Here is a 19,511-nt window from a genome sequence, read left to right on the forward strand (position 1 = left end):
AAGTAGATTAACAACTGAAGCCGTGAAATTGAAAACCATTCCTATTACTAAGTTAGTCCCAGGTATGTTTGTGCAAAGCGTTACCAAACAAACTGGCAGCATTAAAATTAAAAACCAAGGCTGGGTTAAAACTCAAGCTGGTATTAATAACCTGATAAAAGCAGGTATTTTAGAAGTAGAAATCGACCCAGATAAAACCCTCATTGATTCAGTCCCTGAAAAAGATCCTATCGCTACACCTACAACAAAAATAAAGCGTGATCCTTGGCAAAAAATAAACAGCGCTGAGCAAGAAATGGGAAAAGCAAAAAAGCTTTATGACGAAGCAAAAACACTGCAAATAAAAGCATTTAAAGATATAAAAGCTGGCCGTGATATAGATATAGGGCCGTTTAGAGAACTGGCAAGTGGCTTTATGGATTCTGTTTTTAGAAATCAAGATGCCCTAGCCTGCCTTACCCAAATGCGCCAAAAAGATGCCTACCTACTTGAGCACTCAATTAATGTATCAATATTAATGGGTATTTTTGCAAAACACTTAAATATAGAGAAAGATACTATTGTTGAGCTGACAACCGGCGCACTATTACACGACATTGGTAAAATAAAAATCCCTGATGAAGTGCTAAACAAACCTGGGCGCTTTACAGACGACGAATTTAAAATAATGAAAATGCATTCGCTTTTCAGTAAAGAGATATTAGAAGACTCTGGGTTAACAGGAATCGCGGTAGATATTGCAGGTATGCACCACGAAAGACTCGATGGTAAAGGCTACCCGTTTGGTAAAAAAGGTGACGAGATAAGTCAGTATGTGCGTATGGCGTCAATTGTAGATGTTTATGATGCACTTACCGCAGAACGTGTTTATAAAGCAGGCATGGAGCCAATAAAGGCGTTTAAAATATTAAAAGACGGGTGCCCTGATAGCTTTGATCCTGTGCTGCTTAATAAATTTATTCAATGTATTGGCATCCATCCGGTAGGAACGCTTGTAAGGTTATCGAGTCAAAGAGTGGGTTTGGTCACCGAGAGTAATCCGGGGGCACCACTAAAACCTGTCGTTAAAACATTTTACAGCGCTAAGCATAGCCGCTACACCGAAGTAAAAGATATTGATTTATCTAATAAAAAAACTGTAGACACTCTTGAGTCAGCGATTAAACCTAAAGAATATAACATTGATTTAGAACGCTTTTATAAAAATTCAATATTATCCTAAGCACTATTGAGAGCTCAATATTCTACCGAGCTCTCAACATGATAACTAAGCGCTTACTGCGGCCAGTCTTGCAAAGCTTTTAAGCTAAACTCATAACCATCAAAATCTAGCACACTTTGCTCAGGTGTAATTTCTGTGACTGTTAGAGCTCCTATGCTTTCTCCTTCGTGTAATTCTCGGCCATTCAGCTTGATCCAACGTTTATCAGCACTCGATGAATATATATGCGCTTGATATTTAATACTAGGTAACATTGATTGCAAACCATCAGGTAATAACTCAACAGGCTCAACACGTGATGACGTTTTTGACGCTTGAGTAACTTCATAATCTTGGTTTTTTTCGACATCTTGTATAGCTTGCGCAAATGCATTTTTAAGAGTTGTAGGCACAGCATCAAGCTCAGGGTCACTCGTCTGTTGAGATTGGGTGCTGCCATTAATTGGCTTACCCAATACTTTATATTTACTCATATCAAGTTGAGCCGATGCGGTATTTTGATTTAGCCCAAATACCGCAGTGTTTTGTGCATTATTTGGATTGTAATTACTTTGTGGGTTAAACGCTGGCTGATTATAATTTTGAACAGGCATTACTTGTTGCATGTTTTGCTGATTATAACCTGCTGCGCTCGTGACCTGGCTCGACGGCATAGGAATATACTGACCATTTGGGGTTAATAACATTTGCTGTACACCATTGGGGGTTTGCACATGCACAAGTTGCCCTTCAATCGTTGCAGTATTTGTTGGAGCTACTTTAGCAGGCTCCAACTTAGCTACTTGCTGTTTTTCAGCTTCAGCTTCAGCATCTTCCTCTTTAACGTCTTTGTTAGGCGATGATTTTTCGCTTTCCACCACCTTAATTACAGCGGGTTCCGCTGCGTTTAATAAAGTCGTACTTTTAAACCACTTTCCGGCGGTAAAGCCACCCGCTACCGCAATAAAAGCAGCTAAGCTTGTACCAAATACTAATGCTAATCGTCTATAACGCTTAAGTGCTTGCTGTTGCTTTAACTGCTCAGATTGTAAGTCGTACTGTTCAGCACTCATATCTGATTGCTGCGACTGCTTTAGCGCATCTAATAAATAAGACATAACTTACCTAACTATAAAATAAATGAAAGCCCAATGCCTACGGCAAATAAAGCAGCGAATGCAAGGCTATAGGGTACAAATGACGTTGCTTTGTTAGCTTCGTTAACCGGTGCGACAAAATCCATGGGTAATGACTCATGGGCTGATTTTTTTATTATATCGCTATCAACTATCAACTGCTGCTTTGCAAAAGTCCCAACTAAAGCACGCTCACATACCAAGTTCATTAATCGTGGCACACCGCCAGTTAATTGATGAACAGCTTGCATGGCATCCATCGAAAAGATTCCTTTATCACACCCTGCAATATGTAACCGATGCTTTATGTAAGCGACTGTTTGGCCTTGCGTAAGTGGTAATAAATGGTAACGAGCCGTTATCCTCTGGGCAAGTTGCCTTAATTCGTTGCGCTTCAAAAGTTCTTGCAGCTCTGGTTGACCAACCAATACTATTTGTAATAATTTTTTATGATCGGTTTCTATATTTGTCAGCAAACGTAATTGCTCAAGCACGTTAGGAGCAAGTAATTGTGCTTCGTCAATAATAAGTATAGTGTGCCCGCCCGATTTATTATTAGTCTCTAAATGCTTTTTTATAATATCGGTAAGACTTTTAAGCGTCGCATTATGAACATCGTAACTAATGTTGAGCTCATCACAAATACTGGCTAATAACTCCAGCTCTGAAAGCGCTGGATTATGGATCATCGCTACTTGAGTGTTTTCAGGAAGCTGCTCTAACATACTGCGGGTAATTGTAGTTTTACCTGTACCTACTTCACCTGTTAATAATACAAAACCACCGTCTTCACCTAATCCATAGGTAAGGTGTGCTAAGGCTTCTTTATGTCGTTCACTTAAAAATAAGTAATGAGGGTTGGGCGAGATCGAAAAAGGTTTTTCGTTCAGGCCAAAATAGCTTAAATACACCGTGATGTTCCTTCGTAATTAAATCACGGCCTATAATGGCAAAAAAATGCGCTGAGTGACAACGTTGTAAGCGCTTTATTATTGAAATAACGTAAATTTATGTAAAACAAAAAAGTGCAGCTGTTTTAAGGCTGCACTTTTGTCTGTCTAATCTTAGTATGCATTTTACTCTTCGTAGCGCACTAATCGTAAATACACATTACTGGTTTTAGCATGTAAGCTATTCAACCCGCTATCAAATTGATAAACCCACGCTGAGCTCATTGTGCTTACACCCGATGTATTTGACCAATAGTTTTGAAGCTTAGTGCCCAAAAATACGTCTTCATTAATACTCGGCTCTGTGCAACTGTGCTCTAAAATACTCGCCAATTCTTTAATGTTAGGCATTTGCCAATCATCGTAATCTGCGGTTGTATCATTTTTAGCACCACGAAGTGCTTCTTGCCAAGTAAGAGAAGGTGTTGAGCCCTCACAAAGTTGTGTCTCTGTATTGTAAGTTTGCCCATAACTACAGCGTTGCCACATAAGGCCTGTTTCGCTATCAGACACTGTGCCATCTGTATTTATAGTAAATCTATCTGTCGGTGTTGTGGTATCTGCACCGTCGTAGCACGTTTGCGCCGCTGCAATATTAAAGCTCAAGCTTATAGTTGCTAGTGCATAGAGTAATTTTAATTTCATTATTTTCTCCTAACGACTTCTAACTAAACGTACATAAGCAGTATTTTCTTTTGGATAAGCAAGGTCGTTACCATCACTCATATCAATGATATACGCTTGAGATAAACTGGTACCATCAGCTGCTGTCTGTGAGGTCCAGTAACGTAAATGGCTTAATGCACTTTCACTTGGCATATTAGGAAAAAATGCCTCATCAATTAATATACTTTGCCCTTGTTTACCGTAATCAATTAAGCTCAAAAGCTCTGTATAAGTAGGTAATCGCCAGTTTGTACCACCACAAAAATCTAAATCATTAACTTCGTTTATATAACTTTGTACTCCACAACTTGTATTGTCCGGACACGTTGAATTGGCTGTACTGGTATCGGTAAAAGTCGTATTCCCTACATCCCAAAAGTAATGATTTTGACCATCACGTAACGAAGTATTTGGTACCGTGCCAGATGCCACACTTTTCACCTCCCATACAAGCCCAGTAACATTATCGCGTATACAGGTAAAGTCACTACTATCATCACCAACTTCATCAGCAAACTCATTAAGTTTAGTGTAATCAAACGCTAAATTACCTTTGCCAACTTTATCTAAGCGGTTTGCATAGCTATCGCGTCCAAGCTCTGCATCTTGCGCTGGAAAGTCATCACTCTCACAATTAATACGTTGAGTATTGTTATAACACTCACCAACACCACTATCGTTGATGAGTCCAAGTGCTTTGGGTGATACATCAACAAATAAAGAGTCTGTATCGGTGCGTCCTTTTGAGTCGGTTACCGTGACTTCAAAGCTCAATGTAGACTCAGTATCAACATCTGAGGCAAAAAATGTCGTTGTACATTGGTCGCTATTGCTTAATGTTTCGCTATTACCGGTAAGTTGTTGCCATTTACACTTATAGGTATCGGTAACTGTTTCGCTATTTGTAGCATCAAGCGTTACTTGTTCAAACTCTTCAACATTTTGATCTGCGCCTGCATTTGCATCTACTAACTCATTTGTTTTGTTGAGTGTCATTGAATATTGAGTACTCGCCTCGCCACCCTCATCATCAGTGACAGTTAGCTGCCAAGATAAATTCACGTTGCTTTCAAGTAATGGATGAGAAAAGCTAAGAGTTGATTCATTAAAACTCTCAATATCTAAATCAGGACCCGATAGCAATTGCCACAAATAACTATCAATTTGACCATTATCATCAGGATCGCTCGACTCTAGGGCACTCAAAGTCACTGTATCTTTGTATACAGAGGGAAGTGTTTCAGGAGATGTTTGTGTAACAACAGCAAGAGGTAGTTGGTTATTAGAGCTCACTGAAATAGAAATGTCGTCACTAACAGCGCTACTACCTGTACTTTGATAGCTCACTCTTAATATTATTTCACTATCAGTTTTTACGTCAGGTGCAGTAAGTGTTTGCTCAGCGCCTTCAAGGGGGAAACCTTCTATGCTTGGACCACTAACTTGTTGCCATGAAAAAGTACCATCAGCGGGGGAACCTTGTGCTGTGATGGTAAATTCAGATTTTTCGATAATTTGTAAATCGGCTCCAGCATTAACAGACGTTTCAACAACTGTATTATCGATATCACCGCCACCGCCTCCACACGCACTCAGTAAACCACACGAAATGAGGGGGATTAAAGCAAACGCTTTCATACGCAGCACCTTATTATGTCAAATAATTACTATAGTGTAATCACTAGCAATAAAGATGCCATTAAAGTACTACATATATGTGTCTTGATGAATACGTACAAACAACTTCGTACCGATTTTACTGTAATCTATTTTGTATTCACGCCCGTCTAGAGCTTGGATAAACAGCAACTGCTTTTCTTCGCCAAATATATCAGCGCTACTTACATAAACCATTTCTAAATAACGCTCTTTTGCATCACGGCGGTTTTTAGGTAATTCTTCTTTAAATGGCTCCAGACCATGTTGCGTTACTTTAATTCGAGGATGAATTTCAGAGTTTACAATCACTAAATCATGCTTTTTATCTTTATGTATTATGGTGTTTCGACCACTTTTTAAAAAGGCTCTCTCTTGACTCATTTTTCTTTCCTACAGTCGTAGCTTAATTACTAAGCTGCGACGCTATAAACTGACTAGGCTCGCGCTTCCACTTATTTAAGTTAGCACTAAATGCCCAAATATCTCTATCTAACACGCTGGCAGGCAATAATAAATCGTAACCTGTTAGCTGCTGAAGGTGCTTAGTTCTATTAGCAAACATGGCTATAAGCCCAGTATAGCTTATCCCTTTATGGGATGTGTAATGTGTATCTTCTATTAACCATTCTGATGGGCAATTGCCATTTTTGCAATGTTTTTGAACAACTTGCATAAATAAATTACGCTGCTCTATTAATAATTTCCCTGCAATTCTAGGCGCTATGCTTGATAAAAAGTCGTCTATATCATTTACCTTAACGCCAACCGCATTTAATTCTAAATAGTCAAAGCCATCTTCTACTTTGGGTATTCCACTGTGATGAAAGTTACTATGAGGCATACACCAAGCTCCGTACTTGTGGCAATAAACGAGCTCAGATTCGCTTAATATAAGGCTATGGTATGGTTCTTGAGATTTTAAAAATCCAATAAAAATAGCCACAAGGCACAAGCTCACTAAAAATATTTCAAGTATGCTAATCTCACCCGGCCTCAGTAAATTAAATAACATAATAAAGACTAAGCCTATAGCACCTACAACAATCGCCTCAATTGCGTTTCGCGCGCCCTGTGCCCGAAACTTAATGACATTGTCAGATTTATCCATATCGGTAAAACACCATATAAAAAACAAACATAATAATGCCCCAAATTATGACCTTTCTTGTTGTTATACATAAGTTACAGCTAGTTTTAAATTTCATACATTACCGCTTTTTCCTCAACAAAATAGGAACAATGAATAAATCTTATTTACTTTTACGCTTAACGCACAAATTTATGAGATACATAACCGTCTTTTCACGGTCTTATTTCGTACAATACTTACAATTCATTTTCAGGTATGAAATCAATGTACTCAAGACAATCAGGTAAAGCACTTTTTCCATTTATTATTACGTTACTTCTAATATTTAGCGTTTATTTATATTTACCCGCTAGCCACGGCGAACAAGCCGATTCATCACAAATGTCTACCCAAGTAACGGCTCATACTGTTACTTCTGAGGAAAACGCAGTGATGATAGAGGCCATCGGTAGTGCACGTGCAAACCAAGCTATTTATATAAAAAGTGCGCAAAACGATTATGTCACAGATATATATTTTAAAGATGGCGACTTAGTCAGTAAAGGACAAAAATTAGTACAGTTACAAAGCCAACAAGAGCAACTTGCAGTTAAAGAACTCGGTATTAACTTACGTGAGGAAAAACGCCAGTTAGATCGCCTTACCGAACTTTCACGCTCGCAATCAACGGCAAAGTCATTACTTGAAGAACAATTATCTCGTGTTGATGCCACTGAAGCTCAACTAGAAAGCGCTAAAACAAAGTTAAATGAAATGACTATTACCGCGCCATTTTCAGGCCTGTTAGGTAAGCGTGAAATATCAGTTGGCGCCTACGTAAGCAACACAACAATAATCACCACACTTGATGATATTAGTATTATTAAAGTTGACTTCAAAGTACCTGAAAAATATTTAGCACAATTAAACATAGGTATGAAAGTACTTACCCAAAACGATGCCTACCCAGGGCAGACATTTAACGGCAAGGTAACGCATATTAGCTCGCGTATTGATTCGGTAACACGCAGTGTTGAAGTAACTGCAAGTTTTGCTAATAAATCAGGATTACTTCGCCCTGGTATGTTACTAAATACAGCACTTGAGCTAAGCAGTAACCAAGCTTTAATGGTGCCAGAAAAAGCGGTTATCCCTTTACAAGACAAACACTTTGTTTTTCAAATTCAAGACGGAGTAGCCAATAAGGTTGAAGTGCATGTTGCTGGCAGAAATAATGGCTGGGTTGCTATCGATGAAGGTTTAAATGATGGCGAGCAAATTGTTACTGAAGGGCTAATAAAAATTCGCTCTGGTAGTAAAGTAAGCGTAAAGGGGTAATACGTGAAAATTACTGATACTAGCGTTAAACGCCCCGTTTTTGCCATAGTAATTAATTTACTGCTTCTTACTTTTGGTCTGGTTGCATTTACTATGCTGCCACTTCGTGAGTACCCTGATATTGAAACGCCAATAGTAAATATCAGCACTGAATACACAGGTGCTTCTGCCGAAATTATAGAAACCAAAATAACGCAAATAATAGAAAATCGAATTTCCGGTATTGAAGGTATTAAAAGTATTAACTCTTCGAGCCGTAATGGGCGTTCAAACATTACCATTGAGTTTGATATTAACCGCGATATAGATGCCGCATCTAACGATGTACGCGAACGTGTAGCACGTGCACTTGATAGTTTACCCGATCAGGTACGCCCACCAGAAGTGTCTAAGTCAAATAGTGATGAAAGCCCAATCGCATGGTTTGTATTAAACAGCGAAACAATGGACTCGTTACAGCTCTCTGATTACGCACAGCGCTTTATCGTTGACCGTTTAGCCGTTGTAGATGGTGTATCTAACGTGCGTATTGGTGGTGAGCGCCAATACGCCATGAAAATTTGGCTAAACCGCCAAGCAATGGCTGCACGTGGCATTACCTCGAGCGATATTGAAAATACACTGCGTACAGAAAACGTTGAATTACCTGCCGGCGAAATAGAATCAATAGATCGCGACTTTACCGTGCGTACTGCACGTAGTTATAAAGATCAGCGCGATTTTAAAAACCTTGTTATTAAACGTGGTGAAGAAGGTTATTTAGTGCGTTTAGGTGAAGTTGCCGACGTAAAATTAGAAGCTGCCGATGACGAAAGCTTATTTCGTGGTAACGGGCGCAACATGATTGGCCTAGGAATTGTAAAACAAGCTAAAGCAAACACGCTTACCGTAGTAGATAACGCACGCAGTGAACTTGAAAAAATCAAACGTAACCTACCTGAAGGCACCACAATTCAAGACAGCTACGATTCGTCTGTATTTATTAAAGAATCAATTAGTGAAGTTTACAGCACACTTGCCATCTCTATGGGTTTAGTCGTACTCGTTATATTTTTGTTTTTAGGCAATATACGAGCAACGCTTATTCCTGCGGTTACCGTACCGGTCGCACTTGTTGGTAGCTTTATGTTTTTATTAGCAATGGGCTACTCAATCAACTTACTAACTTTACTTGCCTTAGTACTGGCTATTGGTTTAGTAGTAGATGATGCCATTGTAATGCTTGAAAACATTCACCGTCGTATTGAACTGGGTGAGCCGCCATTACTAGCTGCATATAGAGGTGCGCGTGAAGTTGGTTTTGCCATTGTCGCAACCACGCTTGTACTAATATCGGTGTTTGTGCCATTGGTGTTTATGGATGGCCGTATAGGGGCATTATTTACTGAGTTTGCAATGGCGGTAAGTGCTGCCGTATTTTTCTCAAGTGTTACAGCGCTGACTCTCGCACCAGCCTTGTGTTCTAAAGTACTTAAAGTATCAGACAAACCAAATAAATTTAGCCAATGGATGGACCGCCAGTTTACTAAAATTGAAGTAAGTTACCGTAATTCACTCTCCACCAACATAACCCGTAAATGGGGTTTAATGGTGAGCCTATTATTAGCGGGCTTTGTTAGTTACTCGTTGTTTTTACAAGTCCCCTCTGAGCTAACGCCAAAAGAAGACCGTGGCACGTTCTTTATTATGATGAGCGGCCCTGAGGGCGCAAGTTATGAAAATAATGCCGCTAATATGGCTAAAATTGAAGAACGCTTAATGCCTTACTCGCAAGCAGGTGAGCTAAGTCGCGTACTTGTTCGAGTACCTGGCTGGGGTGGCAGCGGCGGTGTTGCTATTGTTGGTATGGCCGATTGGGATAAACGCAAACGCTCAACATGGGAAGTAATGGACGAAATAAGCGGTAAAATGCAAGAAGTTACCGATGTTCGTGCATTTGCCATTATGCGCCGTGGTATTGGCGGTGGTGGTTCATCTCGCCCTATTGAGTTTGTATTGCAAGGTAATGATTATGCACAACTTGCCGATTGGCGTGACCGTATAATTAAGCGTGCCGAACAAAACCCAGGTTTAGTAAGAATCGATCATGATTATAAAGAAACCTTCCCGCAGTTTTTAGTCAGCATAGATAAAAACAAGGCCGCTGATTTAGGCGTTTCTGTATCTGATGTAGGCCGTACACTTGAAACAATGCTTGGCCAGCGCCGTGTTACAACCTTTATTGACCGTGGTGAAGAATACGATGTAATTTTAAAAGGGACTAAAGAAGACTTTACTAACCCTACTGACATTTCAAATATATATCTTAAATCACGAAGCGGTGAACTAGTCCCACTTGATAGCCTTATCAGCTTAAAAGAAGAAGCAACCGCATCGCGCTTAAACCGATACAACCGTATGCGCGCAATTACATTAAGCGCCAACTTAGCCGACGGTTATACGCTTGAGCAAGCGCTTAACTTTTTAAACGAAGTAGCCGCGCAAGAAAACGATATAGATGGCGCCGTAGATTACAAAGGCGAGTCGCAGCTTTATTACGAAGGCGCATCAGCGATGACCTACGTATTTATACTTGCACTCACTGTTACCTTTTTAGTACTGGCAGCACAGTTTGAAAGCTTTATGCATCCGTTCGTCATCATGCTTACCGTACCACTTGGTTTAATGGGCGCTATGTTCGGACTTTGGGCTACAGGACTTACCTTAAATATTTACAGCCAAATAGGTATTGTCATGCTCATAGGGCTAAGTGCTAAAAACGGTATTTTGATTGTAGAATTTACTAACCAACTACGCGATAAAGGCGTTGAATTTAGTGAAGCTATTTTGCAAGCAGCAACTCAGCGTTTGCGCCCTATTATTATGACCTCGCTGACTACGGTTATGAGTTCGGTACCTTTAGTACTTGCTTCAGGTCCGGGCGCTGAAAGCCGTATGGTGATAGGTGTAGTCGTGTTTACTGGGGTTATTGTATCGACCCTACTAACTCTTTTTGTTGTACCTGCTGCATATTATGCACTTGCACGTAACACTCAATCACCTGAATTTTTACAGCAAAAATTAGACAAACAAGCCGCTGAAAAACCTTTCGAAGAGATCTAGCCTCTTAATTGCGCCGTAACCTTGTTGTTGCGGCGCATACAATTTATGCTCGCCTTTAAACCCCATATACATTTTAGGAATACTTATGAGCTCAACAACGCAAGTAGCAACATTTGGTGGCGGCTGTTTTTGGTGTATAGATGCTGCATTTAGACGTGTAAATGGCGTACTAACCGTAAGCTCTGGCTACACCGGCGGTGAAACAAATAACCCAACATATGATTCTATATGCTCAGGCACAACCGGTCACGCTGAGGTTGTTAAAATTGAATTTGACGCGACTGTAGTTAGCTTTGAAACACTCTTAGCAATGTTTTTCACATTGCATGATGCAACACAATTGAATCGCCAAGGTAACGATATAGGCACACAATATAGAAGTGTGGTTTACTATCACGATGAAGCTCAACTTAAGCAAACCAACGAAATGATAGCTCAACTGCAAAGCCATGTCGCTGAGCCAATTGTGACAGAAGTCAGCCCTGCCACTACGTATTATCCAGCAGAGCATTATCATCAAGATTACTATAACGAAAACCCACAGCAGGGTTACTGTAGTATTTTAATAGCACCTAAGTTACACAAGTTTGAAACCGTATTTAAAGAGTTTTTAGCTGACTAGCTAATTTTAGTAGTTAAACTTAGCTACACATTAAAAAGCCCGACATAAGTCGGGCTTTTTAATATTAATAAATACCGTTAAAACTGGTAGCTTGCGCCTGCAAAAAAGCGACGCTCTGGCGTGTTGTAGTAATACACTTCACCCGTTGTAAAATCAGTGTTTGAATCAACAGCGTTATATTCTTTATCAAATAAGTTTTCTACACGAAGTGAAACTTCAATATGTTCATTTACTTGATAATTACCCGCTAGGTTCCAGAGTGTATAAGAGCCTAAGCGCGTCACAGCACCTTGTCGGTCGCTACGGTATTGCATGTCTAAGCTTGCATCAAAAGCACCAAACTGTTTTGCAAGTTCCCAGTTAAAAGTACGTTTAGCAACATTACGCAACTCTGCGCCCGTTTCTTCGTCTTCAGCGCTTAAGTAAGCAAAGTTAAGGTTGCTATCAAAACCAAAAAACTGCTGGGATAAGCTAAATTCAACCCCTTCGTAGCGTGCTTCATCGATATTAGCCAATGCAAAGTTTGCATCGTAATCAATCTTATCTTCTATATCGTTTCTAAATACTGCAATATCAACTTGCGCGATATCAAAATCTACACTCAAACCTAACTCACGGTTTACTGATTTTTCAGGTTGTAAATCAGGGTTACCATAAAGTGGATAATATAAATCGTTAAATGTAGGAGCTTTAAAGCCAGTACTTTGGCTTATACGAAATGTTGCATCTTCAGATAAATGATAACCTGCAGCGGCTGTATACGTTGTTTCGTCGCCAAATTGCTCATCATCATCTTGGCGAACAGTTAAATTAGCCAGTACTTTATCTGCATCATAGTAAGCACCTACAAACACAGCAAGTACATCGCGGCTGTCTTCAACAAATGGTTGCGAACTATGCGACACATCATCGTTGTACCAATTAATACCACCACTAATGTTAAGTTCATTAGATAACAGGTACTGCCCGTTATAATCAATTTGTGTGCGTTTAGTTATAAAGGTACTTGTTGTTGGCCCAACTGAAAAATCGACATATGTATTGTCTGAATCATCTGTTGAAAGCGCTAAATCAATACTATGCGTTTGGTTAGTGTAGTTTTTGCTCCAACCTGTAGAAAGTTGATAGTTTTTAAAGTCATCTCGTTCAATCGTACTATCTGCTGGGCTAAAGCTACTGTCGTAATCTGCATAACCTTCACTGTATTGGCCTAATAACTTAAAGTCGCCGTAATGTGCATCGGTGTAGTTTACTTTAAACCCAAGGTTTTTATTTTCATAGCCATCTTCATCAGGTGCTACGCCTTGCAATACATCAAAGTTATCTGTTTTTTCAAAGCCTGCGTTAAATGCTGTTGTTATATCATCTGATTTTACAGAGCCTGCAACTTGATAATTTTGATAAGAGTCAGAACCAAATGTAGCGCTTAGGGATAAGTTATCTGACTCACGCGTAATAATATTAATAACACCAGCGAGTGCATCAGAGCCATAAACAGCCGCGCGAGAGCCTTTAATAATTTCTATGCGTTCAATACTATTTAAAGGGACATTATTTAGTGCTTTTTGACCAAGTGTTGCTGAGCCTGTACGTACACCGTCAATTAAAATCAACGTATCGCCAGAGCCTGTACCACGAAGTGACACACCTGTATTTTGACCAAAACCACCGTTTGGATTAACTTGAAAACCCACTCGCGTGCTTAAAAGTGTAGGTAAATCGCGTACGTTACTAGCTTCTATTTCAGCACGTTCAATAACATTTACACTCACTAAAACGTCGTTAATTGATTGCTCAAACTTATTAGCTGTAACGGTTATTTTTTCAATTGATTGCTCTGCACCAGACACAGAAAATGAAAGCGCAGCAGAAATTGCAACGCCTAGAGTTGTTTTGTTTAACATGAGATCCCCTACCTTTGCCCACCGCAAAGATTTAAGTAAGTAAGATTGCATCAAGGCCGGTCTCCGGACTCAGTAAGCACATAAAAACATGCAATACTCTACCGTTGCGGGGGCAGTGTTGGGCTTGTAGTCATCATGAAAACGCACCAACTTCCCGATTATCCTGCTAAAAAAATCATTACATGAAGTGGCTAGCAAGCACCTTGAAAATATGCCGTCATTGTGAGCATTTTGTTTACAAATGTCAATGGACGTCTATATAGCTAAAAGCTATTTCAGTTCAGTGCTGTATTATTATAGCTTGAAGGAATACCGTACTTATCAAGTAGCTTCTGAAGTTGCATTTGTGTAGTAGGTAAATTTAATATTTCATCCATTTTGCGACTAGATATTTTATTTGATTGTGAGTTAATCAAAAAATGTGTTTCATACACTGCATCTGGTACGTCACTCTTAAATAGTAAATCCATATTTAAGATATTCTGCTTTTTAAAATACTGATAAGCAATACTGTTTAAAACCCCGACTTCAGCGCGCCTTAATAGCAGCATTTTAACTACATTGAATTCATCGATTGTAAGGCTTACCTGGTGCTCTTCTCTCAAGTATTCGGCATTTGTATTAAATCCTGCAAATTGATACGAATACCCTAAAACCCCAACTTTGGTTAATTTGTCCAGATTGTCAAAATAAGTTTGTTCTGATGCATTCTCTTTGAGTGTATAAAGCTCGTTTTTGGTGATGGTATAAAATTCAGTTTTTTCAATGTTTTTCTGCGTTGTTTTTGGCAGCCATTGCATTGCCATTAAAAATAAAACGTCGAAGTTATTTTTTTCAACAGACAAAGTAAGCCTTTTTACAGGTAAAGAAATAAGTATAAAGTTAAATTCCTCCTGTGCGTCGTTTAAAATATTAATAAACTCAGGAGCAAAGCCCTGCTTTTTTTGCGCGTTAATAATAATCGGAAAGTAGCCATCTTCGACCAATACATCAATATCAACTGGCTTTGATAAGCTTGGCTTGGTAAATATAAGCAAAACAAATAACAGAAATAATTGATGGGGTCTCATTTTAATACCTTCTAGAGTGAAATTTTTATTATATTCAATTAAATATAATAGCTTAAATATCAAAAGGTGGATTAATACATGCAGAACTACGAGAGGATAAGGTGGGAAAGTTGTAAAAAATTAAGTAGCTTTAATCTGTCTGCAAATATAGACAAATTAAAGCATTTTTATTAAAAACAGTTTATAAATTAGTCACGAAAGTTTTTAAACTGAAAAGGCTGACCTAAATCGGCACTGCGTACTACCTGCATTGCCTCTTGAAGATCGTCACGCTTTTTACCTGTCACACGCACTTCTTCGCCTTGAATAGCGGCTTGTACTTTAACTTTTGAATCTTTAATGGCTTTAACCACTTTTTTGGCCATGTCTTTTTCGATACCTTGCTTTAACCCAACGTTACGAAATACATTTTTTCCTGCACGGCTAATATCTTGAAGTTCTAAACTAGCTACATCCATACCGCGCTTTGAAATTTTTCCCGCTAAAATATCGAACAACTGCATAACTTGAGAGTCAGCTTCTGCTTTAAGCTTAATTGTTTTATCGTTTAGCTCAATAGATGCATCAACGCCTCTAAAATCAAAGCGAGTCTCTAGTTCACGGTTTGCGTTATCAACCGCATTTTTAGCTTCGTTCATTTCTACTTCAGATACAATATCAAATGAAGGCATTAGTATACTCCTAACTATTTAATCTTAATTTTATGTGGCAATTATAACGCTAAAATTATAAATCTTTACATTTTTCTGCATCTTGTTCAGGTGCGATACTAAATTAGTTTGATATACTTGCGCCTCTTTTTTAAGCGATTTTAGGATTTGTCGTGACAAGGCGTGTTTATCAAGCAGTTTTTTTAATCAGCATAGTGGCTTTCACCTTTTTATTTGCTAAAGAAATAAAAGGTGGCGTTGTAAATTTATTCCCTCATGTTGATAAAGTCGCCCATTTTGGGATTTTTTTTATATTAGCCATAATAATGGATAAGGCTTTTAAGCTTCCTTTATATGCTCAAATACTCTTATTAGCAGGCTATGGCGCCTCGATAGAAATAATGCAAGACGCACTTCCTTATAGGCAAGCATCACTTGGTGATTTTTTTGCTGATTTTGCAGGTGCTGCAAGCTACTTTTTACTTAGAGTAATTTTTACACCTCGAAAAAAGAACCCACATGGCTAATATTTTAATCGTTGGCGATGGCGCTATTGGCTTATTGCTGAGCCACTTTTTGAGCGCATCGCATAATGTCAGTGTTTTAACTCGTAAAAACCCAACAAACACCCGCTTTTACAGCAGAGCTAAGGGTGCATCAAAAAAAATTAACGCAAAATTTATTTCATTAAATCAGTTAGATAAAGCAACTGAATTTGATGTAATTTTATTTACCGTTAAAGCTTTTCAAGTGCTTGATGCGTTTTCTCAAATAAAGCCATTTTTACCAACACATTGCTCTGTTGTACTTTCGCATAATGGAATGGGCAACGTTGATGAGATAAATAACCAGCTAAACACCCATCAAGCACTCTACTTTTTAACGACAAGCATAGCGGGCTTTAAATCAAACCAATATATTGTGCAACACACAGGTGAAGGACAAAGCGTTATTGGTGGCTGTAATGAGCTTGCACTTCAAAATAGTGCGCCAATAGCTGATATTTTTAAAGTAATACCCAACCTAAAGTTTACTAATAACATTCAGCAGCTTCGTTTTGAAAAGCTACTCGTCAATATTGCCATTAATCCATTAAGCGCTTTAAGTAATGTAAAAAATGGCGAATTACGTGCACCTAAGTACAATACAATAATTTTTAATGCACTCACTGAAGCATGCAATATTGCAAAGGCTCAAGGGCTTAATATCCCATTAATTAAAGCTCTCAATACCGCTTATAAAATAATGGAGTTAACCGCAAATAATTACTCATCAATGCAGCAAGATATAGCTCACAATAGAGAAACTGAAATATCAGCTATATGTGGCTATATTAGCCAACAAGGTAAACTTCACAGTATTCCAACGCCTTACAACGATGAGTTGTTAGTCAAAATTCAGGCAAAAAAAAGCGTGGTATAAACCACGCTTATATAAGCTTTTAACTTTACGGGCGATAAACTTTTACAGTTTCGAAGCCCTGTTCGTGCAGCATAAGTGCCTGTAGTTGGCTCATTACGCCTCTGTCACAATATAAATAGTAGTCGGTGTCTTTTGGTAAATCACCAAACTTAGTAGCCAAACGGAAGAACGGCAAATGCACCACTTCAACACCATCGATTGCAAGCGGTGCAGCTTCTTCTTCTTCTGGTGAGCGAATATCAATTACTACAGAGCCTGCAGGTAAATCAGCAACCGACTCAGCCTCTTTTAGCTCTTGCTTGGCTTCTACGTCAATATCGCGTACATCCATTATGCGCGCGTTATTTACTACGGTATCTAGCACATCAAAATCGAACTTTTCTTCTTCGGCTTCTATTACTTCAATTTTGGCTTTAACTGTCGGTTTTTTAGAAATAACACCACAATATTCAGGCATCGTTTCAGCCATTTCAGCTGTACCAATTTGGCGAGCAAGATTAATAATTTCTTGTTTATCATTTTGAATTAGCGGGCGTAAAATAAGCGTTTCAGTAACGCGGTCAATCACGCTTAAGTTCGCTAATGTTTGACTAGATACTTGGCCAATACTTTCACCAGTGACAAGCGCCTGAATGTTTAACTTTTCAGCCACTACACTTCCTGCTCGCATCATCATACGTTTAAGTACAACACCCATTTGGCTGTTTTCAACGTTTTCTAGAATTTCAGCAACAACAGGTTCAAAATCAACTGTTATAAATTTAACTTTATGTGTTGAGCTGTATTTTTTCCATAAAAAATAGCTCGCTTGCTTAACACCAATCTCGTGCGCTGCGCCACCTAGATTAAAGAATAAAAAGTGCGTACGTGCGCCTTTACGAATCATTTGATAACTTGCTACGCCAGAGTCAAAACCACCCGACATAAGTGAAAGCACGTCTTCTTGCGTTGGTAGTGGAAAGCCCGCCATACCAAAATGCGTTTGCGAAACAATATAAGCTTTATCGTCTTTTACTTCTAAGCGTATTGTTACTTCTGGACGGCTAAGCTTAACGCTTGCGCCTTCAATATGTTGATTTAGCCCACCACCAACATAACGCTCTAAATCAGTCGAGGTAAAGTCGTGTTGGCCTATACGCTTAGCACGCACACAAAAAGTTTTACCCACAATTGTGTGACCCACTAACGCTATTGTTTTTTGATAGATATCATCGAGAGTTTCAAATTGCGTCTCAGTTACTTCAATAAACTGAACGATACCAGGTATGCGTTTAAGGCTGTCGATAAAATCAAGGCGAACTTGTGCATCTTCAAGCTTTGTAACAACTGAAATATTATCCCAGTTATTTCTTACTTGTACTTTTTCGTCAAGACGTCGCAATACAATCTTAATGTTATTTTCTAACACTTTAGTAAAGCGTTTACGGACCGAACGGCTTTTGATGGCTATTTCAGGATGTAGTTTGACGATAAATTTAAGCATAGTTCACTCTTAGACTGCGGGAATTCGCGCTCCCAGGCATTTGGCGCGCGATTATAGCAAAAAATTCAGCGTCTAGGAAACAACCAATAATTATCGACTAAGCAACCGCGAGGGCCTGTTTATCTTTCGAGGTTAAATTTGCAGCAGTGTGTTTGGTATTTTAGCAAGGCAGAGCCTATGTAGCGTGGTTATTCCCTATAAATAGGCGATAACGTAGCATAAATGCTAAACATACGCTGCTCGAAGGATTCTGCCTTAGGGCAATTAACTCTTTGTTGCCTACATAGATTTAGTCAGTAAGGTAACGCAGGAGCAGTTACCCTACTGGCTTACAAATCTCGCATCGCGATTTAATCGCTCCTAGGTTGAAAAATTTTAATCTTGAAGGGTCACAGCCCCTAAGGCTTGTTGGGCTAACTCGGTGTATTTTTCGCGTAGCAGGTTCATTTTATCGATACTTTTATCGGTACTGTACGCTCTAAATAATGTTAGTACTTTTAAAATACCGTGATATATATCTTGCTCAGCAAGGGTACCGCTTGGCCTACGAGCCTTAATATAAGGCGTCCAAAAGCTAACAGTTAACTTTAGTGTATGGGCTAAATCAATGACATCTTGCTCATCAATAGCAATCATTTCACTATCGCGAAGACCTAGAATAATTTTACGAACTTGCTCTAATAACTCTAACTGAAAATCAATGTAAGCTTGTTTTAGCTCAGTGTCTCTGGCGAGTATATCGCCAAGATTGTCGTAAAAAAAATGGTAACGCCACATCAATTCAAATAACGAATCTAAATAAGCCGTTAAATGATTAAATGCATCATCATCTTTATTAATAGGTTTAAAGTGAGTATTTAAATGATCGCGATACAACGCAAAAATATGACGGATAATGTCTTCTTTATTTTTAAAATGATAATAAAGATTACCCGGGCTCATCCCTAAGTTTGATGCAATATGATTTGTCGTTATTGCACGCTCACCATTTTCGTTAAACAACAAAATACTGGTGTGTATTATTTTATCCTTGGTATTCATATGCTAATACTCAAATTATCTATAGGCTACATTACACTCAAAAGAGGTAAACAGTATAAACAAATATGAATCATTAAAACACTCAAACCTTGGACTGACCTGTTCAAAGAAAGTAAGTGTTTATATGCTTTATTAGCTAGGCTGCTTTGTGGCATAAACACTGTTAAACTAGCGCTAAAATCATAAATAGTGAACATT

17 protein-coding genes and 1 riboswitch are annotated in these 19,511 nt (G+C 38.8%); of the genes, 6 read left to right on the plus strand and 11 right to left on the minus strand.

Annotated features, from left to right (window positions below; genetic code table 11):
* Positions 1 to 28 precede the first annotated feature (28 nt).
* Complete coding sequence (locus tag H5117_RS08455; protein WP_165723571.1) at positions 29 to 1,222, plus strand: HD-GYP domain-containing protein; 1,194 nt, start codon at positions 29 to 31, stop codon at positions 1,220 to 1,222.
* A 53-nt stretch (positions 1,223 to 1,275) separates the two neighbouring features.
* On the opposite strand, the gene H5117_RS08460 is transcribed toward H5117_RS08455, so the two are convergent.
* The 6 genes from H5117_RS08460 to H5117_RS08485 all read right to left on the minus strand — a co-directional run bounded on the left by H5117_RS08460 (position 1,276) and on the right by H5117_RS08485 (position 6,720).
* Entirely contained in the window at positions 1,276 to 2,319 is a 1,044-nt protein-coding gene (locus H5117_RS08460) for a general secretion pathway protein GspB (protein WP_182737227.1), read from the minus strand.
* A gap of 11 nt (positions 2,320 to 2,330) precedes the next feature.
* A complete protein-coding gene (locus tag H5117_RS08465; RefSeq protein WP_024596878.1) occupies positions 2,331 to 3,248 on the minus strand; it encodes an ExeA family protein in 918 nt (305 codons plus the stop codon).
* Positions 3,249 to 3,413: 165 nt separating this feature from the next.
* Entirely contained in the window at positions 3,414 to 3,932 is a 519-nt protein-coding gene (locus tag H5117_RS08470; protein WP_024604441.1) for a DUF1566 domain-containing protein, read from the minus strand.
* Positions 3,933 to 3,941: 9 nt separating this feature from the next.
* Entirely contained in the window at positions 3,942 to 5,591 is a 1,650-nt protein-coding gene (locus H5117_RS08475) for a DUF1566 domain-containing protein (protein WP_182737229.1), read from the minus strand.
* Between the two features lie 69 nt (positions 5,592 to 5,660).
* Positions 5,661 to 5,993, minus strand: coding sequence for a hypothetical protein (locus tag H5117_RS08480; protein ID WP_182196456.1), 333 nt, complete (start codon positions 5,991 to 5,993; stop codon positions 5,661 to 5,663).
* Positions 5,994 to 6,015: 22 nt separating this feature from the next.
* Positions 6,016 to 6,720 carry a DUF2982 domain-containing protein gene (locus H5117_RS08485; RefSeq protein WP_024596874.1) on the minus strand — a complete coding sequence of 235 codons (705 nt, stop codon included), beginning with the start codon at positions 6,718 to 6,720 and terminating at the stop codon, positions 6,016 to 6,018.
* A 246-nt stretch (positions 6,721 to 6,966) separates the two neighbouring features.
* Between H5117_RS08485 and H5117_RS08490 the strand changes: the two genes are divergently transcribed.
* The 3 genes from H5117_RS08490 to msrA all read left to right on the plus strand — a co-directional run bounded on the left by H5117_RS08490 (position 6,967) and on the right by msrA (position 11,743).
* On the plus strand, positions 6,967 to 8,019 hold the full coding sequence (locus H5117_RS08490; RefSeq protein ID WP_002958748.1) for an efflux RND transporter periplasmic adaptor subunit: 1,053 nt from the start codon (positions 6,967 to 6,969) through the stop codon (positions 8,017 to 8,019).
* A gap of 3 nt (positions 8,020 to 8,022) precedes the next feature.
* Positions 8,023 to 11,121, plus strand: a complete 3,099-nt coding sequence (locus tag H5117_RS08495; protein WP_024603401.1) for an efflux RND transporter permease subunit — start codon at positions 8,023 to 8,025, stop codon at positions 11,119 to 11,121.
* An 85-nt stretch (positions 11,122 to 11,206) separates the two neighbouring features.
* Positions 11,207 to 11,743 (plus strand): peptide-methionine (S)-S-oxide reductase MsrA, encoded by a 537-nt coding sequence (msrA, locus tag H5117_RS08500; protein ID WP_182737231.1) that lies wholly within the window; start codon positions 11,207 to 11,209, stop codon positions 11,741 to 11,743.
* Positions 11,744 to 11,820: 77 nt separating this feature from the next.
* Here msrA and H5117_RS08505 read toward each other — a convergent pair whose 3' ends face one another.
* From H5117_RS08505 to H5117_RS08515, 3 genes are all read right to left on the minus strand, one after another.
* Entirely contained in the window at positions 11,821 to 13,647 is a 1,827-nt protein-coding gene (locus H5117_RS08505; protein ID WP_182737233.1) for a TonB-dependent receptor domain-containing protein, read from the minus strand.
* Between the two features lie 36 nt (positions 13,648 to 13,683).
* A riboswitch (cobalamin riboswitch) is annotated at positions 13,684 to 13,868 on the minus strand.
* A gap of 54 nt (positions 13,869 to 13,922) precedes the next feature.
* Positions 13,923 to 14,717, minus strand: a complete 795-nt coding sequence (locus tag H5117_RS08510) for a hypothetical protein (protein WP_024595949.1) — start codon at positions 14,715 to 14,717, stop codon at positions 13,923 to 13,925.
* 188 nt (positions 14,718 to 14,905) lie between these two features.
* Positions 14,906 to 15,388 (minus strand): YajQ family cyclic di-GMP-binding protein, encoded by a 483-nt coding sequence (locus H5117_RS08515; protein ID WP_002958753.1) that lies wholly within the window; start codon positions 15,386 to 15,388, stop codon positions 14,906 to 14,908.
* Between the two features lie 152 nt (positions 15,389 to 15,540).
* Between H5117_RS08515 and H5117_RS08520 the strand changes: the two genes are divergently transcribed.
* Both H5117_RS08520 and H5117_RS08525 read left to right on the plus strand, forming a co-directional pair.
* On the plus strand, positions 15,541 to 15,894 hold the full coding sequence (locus tag H5117_RS08520; protein WP_002958754.1) for a VanZ family protein: 354 nt from the start codon (positions 15,541 to 15,543) through the stop codon (positions 15,892 to 15,894).
* A complete protein-coding gene (locus tag H5117_RS08525) occupies positions 15,887 to 16,789 on the plus strand; it encodes a ketopantoate reductase family protein (RefSeq protein WP_182737235.1) in 903 nt (300 codons plus the stop codon). The genes H5117_RS08520 and H5117_RS08525 overlap by 8 nt, the downstream gene beginning before the upstream one ends.
* A 25-nt stretch (positions 16,790 to 16,814) precedes the next feature.
* Here H5117_RS08525 and thiI read toward each other — a convergent pair whose 3' ends face one another.
* Together thiI and H5117_RS08535 are read right to left on the minus strand one after the other, a co-directional pair.
* Positions 16,815 to 18,272, minus strand: a complete 1,458-nt coding sequence (thiI, locus tag H5117_RS08530; RefSeq protein ID WP_149602230.1) for a tRNA uracil 4-sulfurtransferase ThiI — start codon at positions 18,270 to 18,272, stop codon at positions 16,815 to 16,817.
* 375 nt (positions 18,273 to 18,647) lie between these two features.
* The gene (locus tag H5117_RS08535) at positions 18,648 to 19,313 is read right to left on the minus strand and encodes a TetR/AcrR family transcriptional regulator (protein WP_165744837.1); all 666 of its coding nucleotides are present in this window, start codon (positions 19,311 to 19,313) and stop codon (positions 18,648 to 18,650) included.
* Positions 19,314 to 19,511 lie beyond the last annotated feature (198 nt).

The sequence above is a fragment of the Pseudoalteromonas sp. SG45-1 genome, assembly GCF_014164135.1.
Taxonomy (GTDB): domain Bacteria; phylum Pseudomonadota; class Gammaproteobacteria; order Enterobacterales; family Alteromonadaceae; genus Pseudoalteromonas; species Pseudoalteromonas distincta.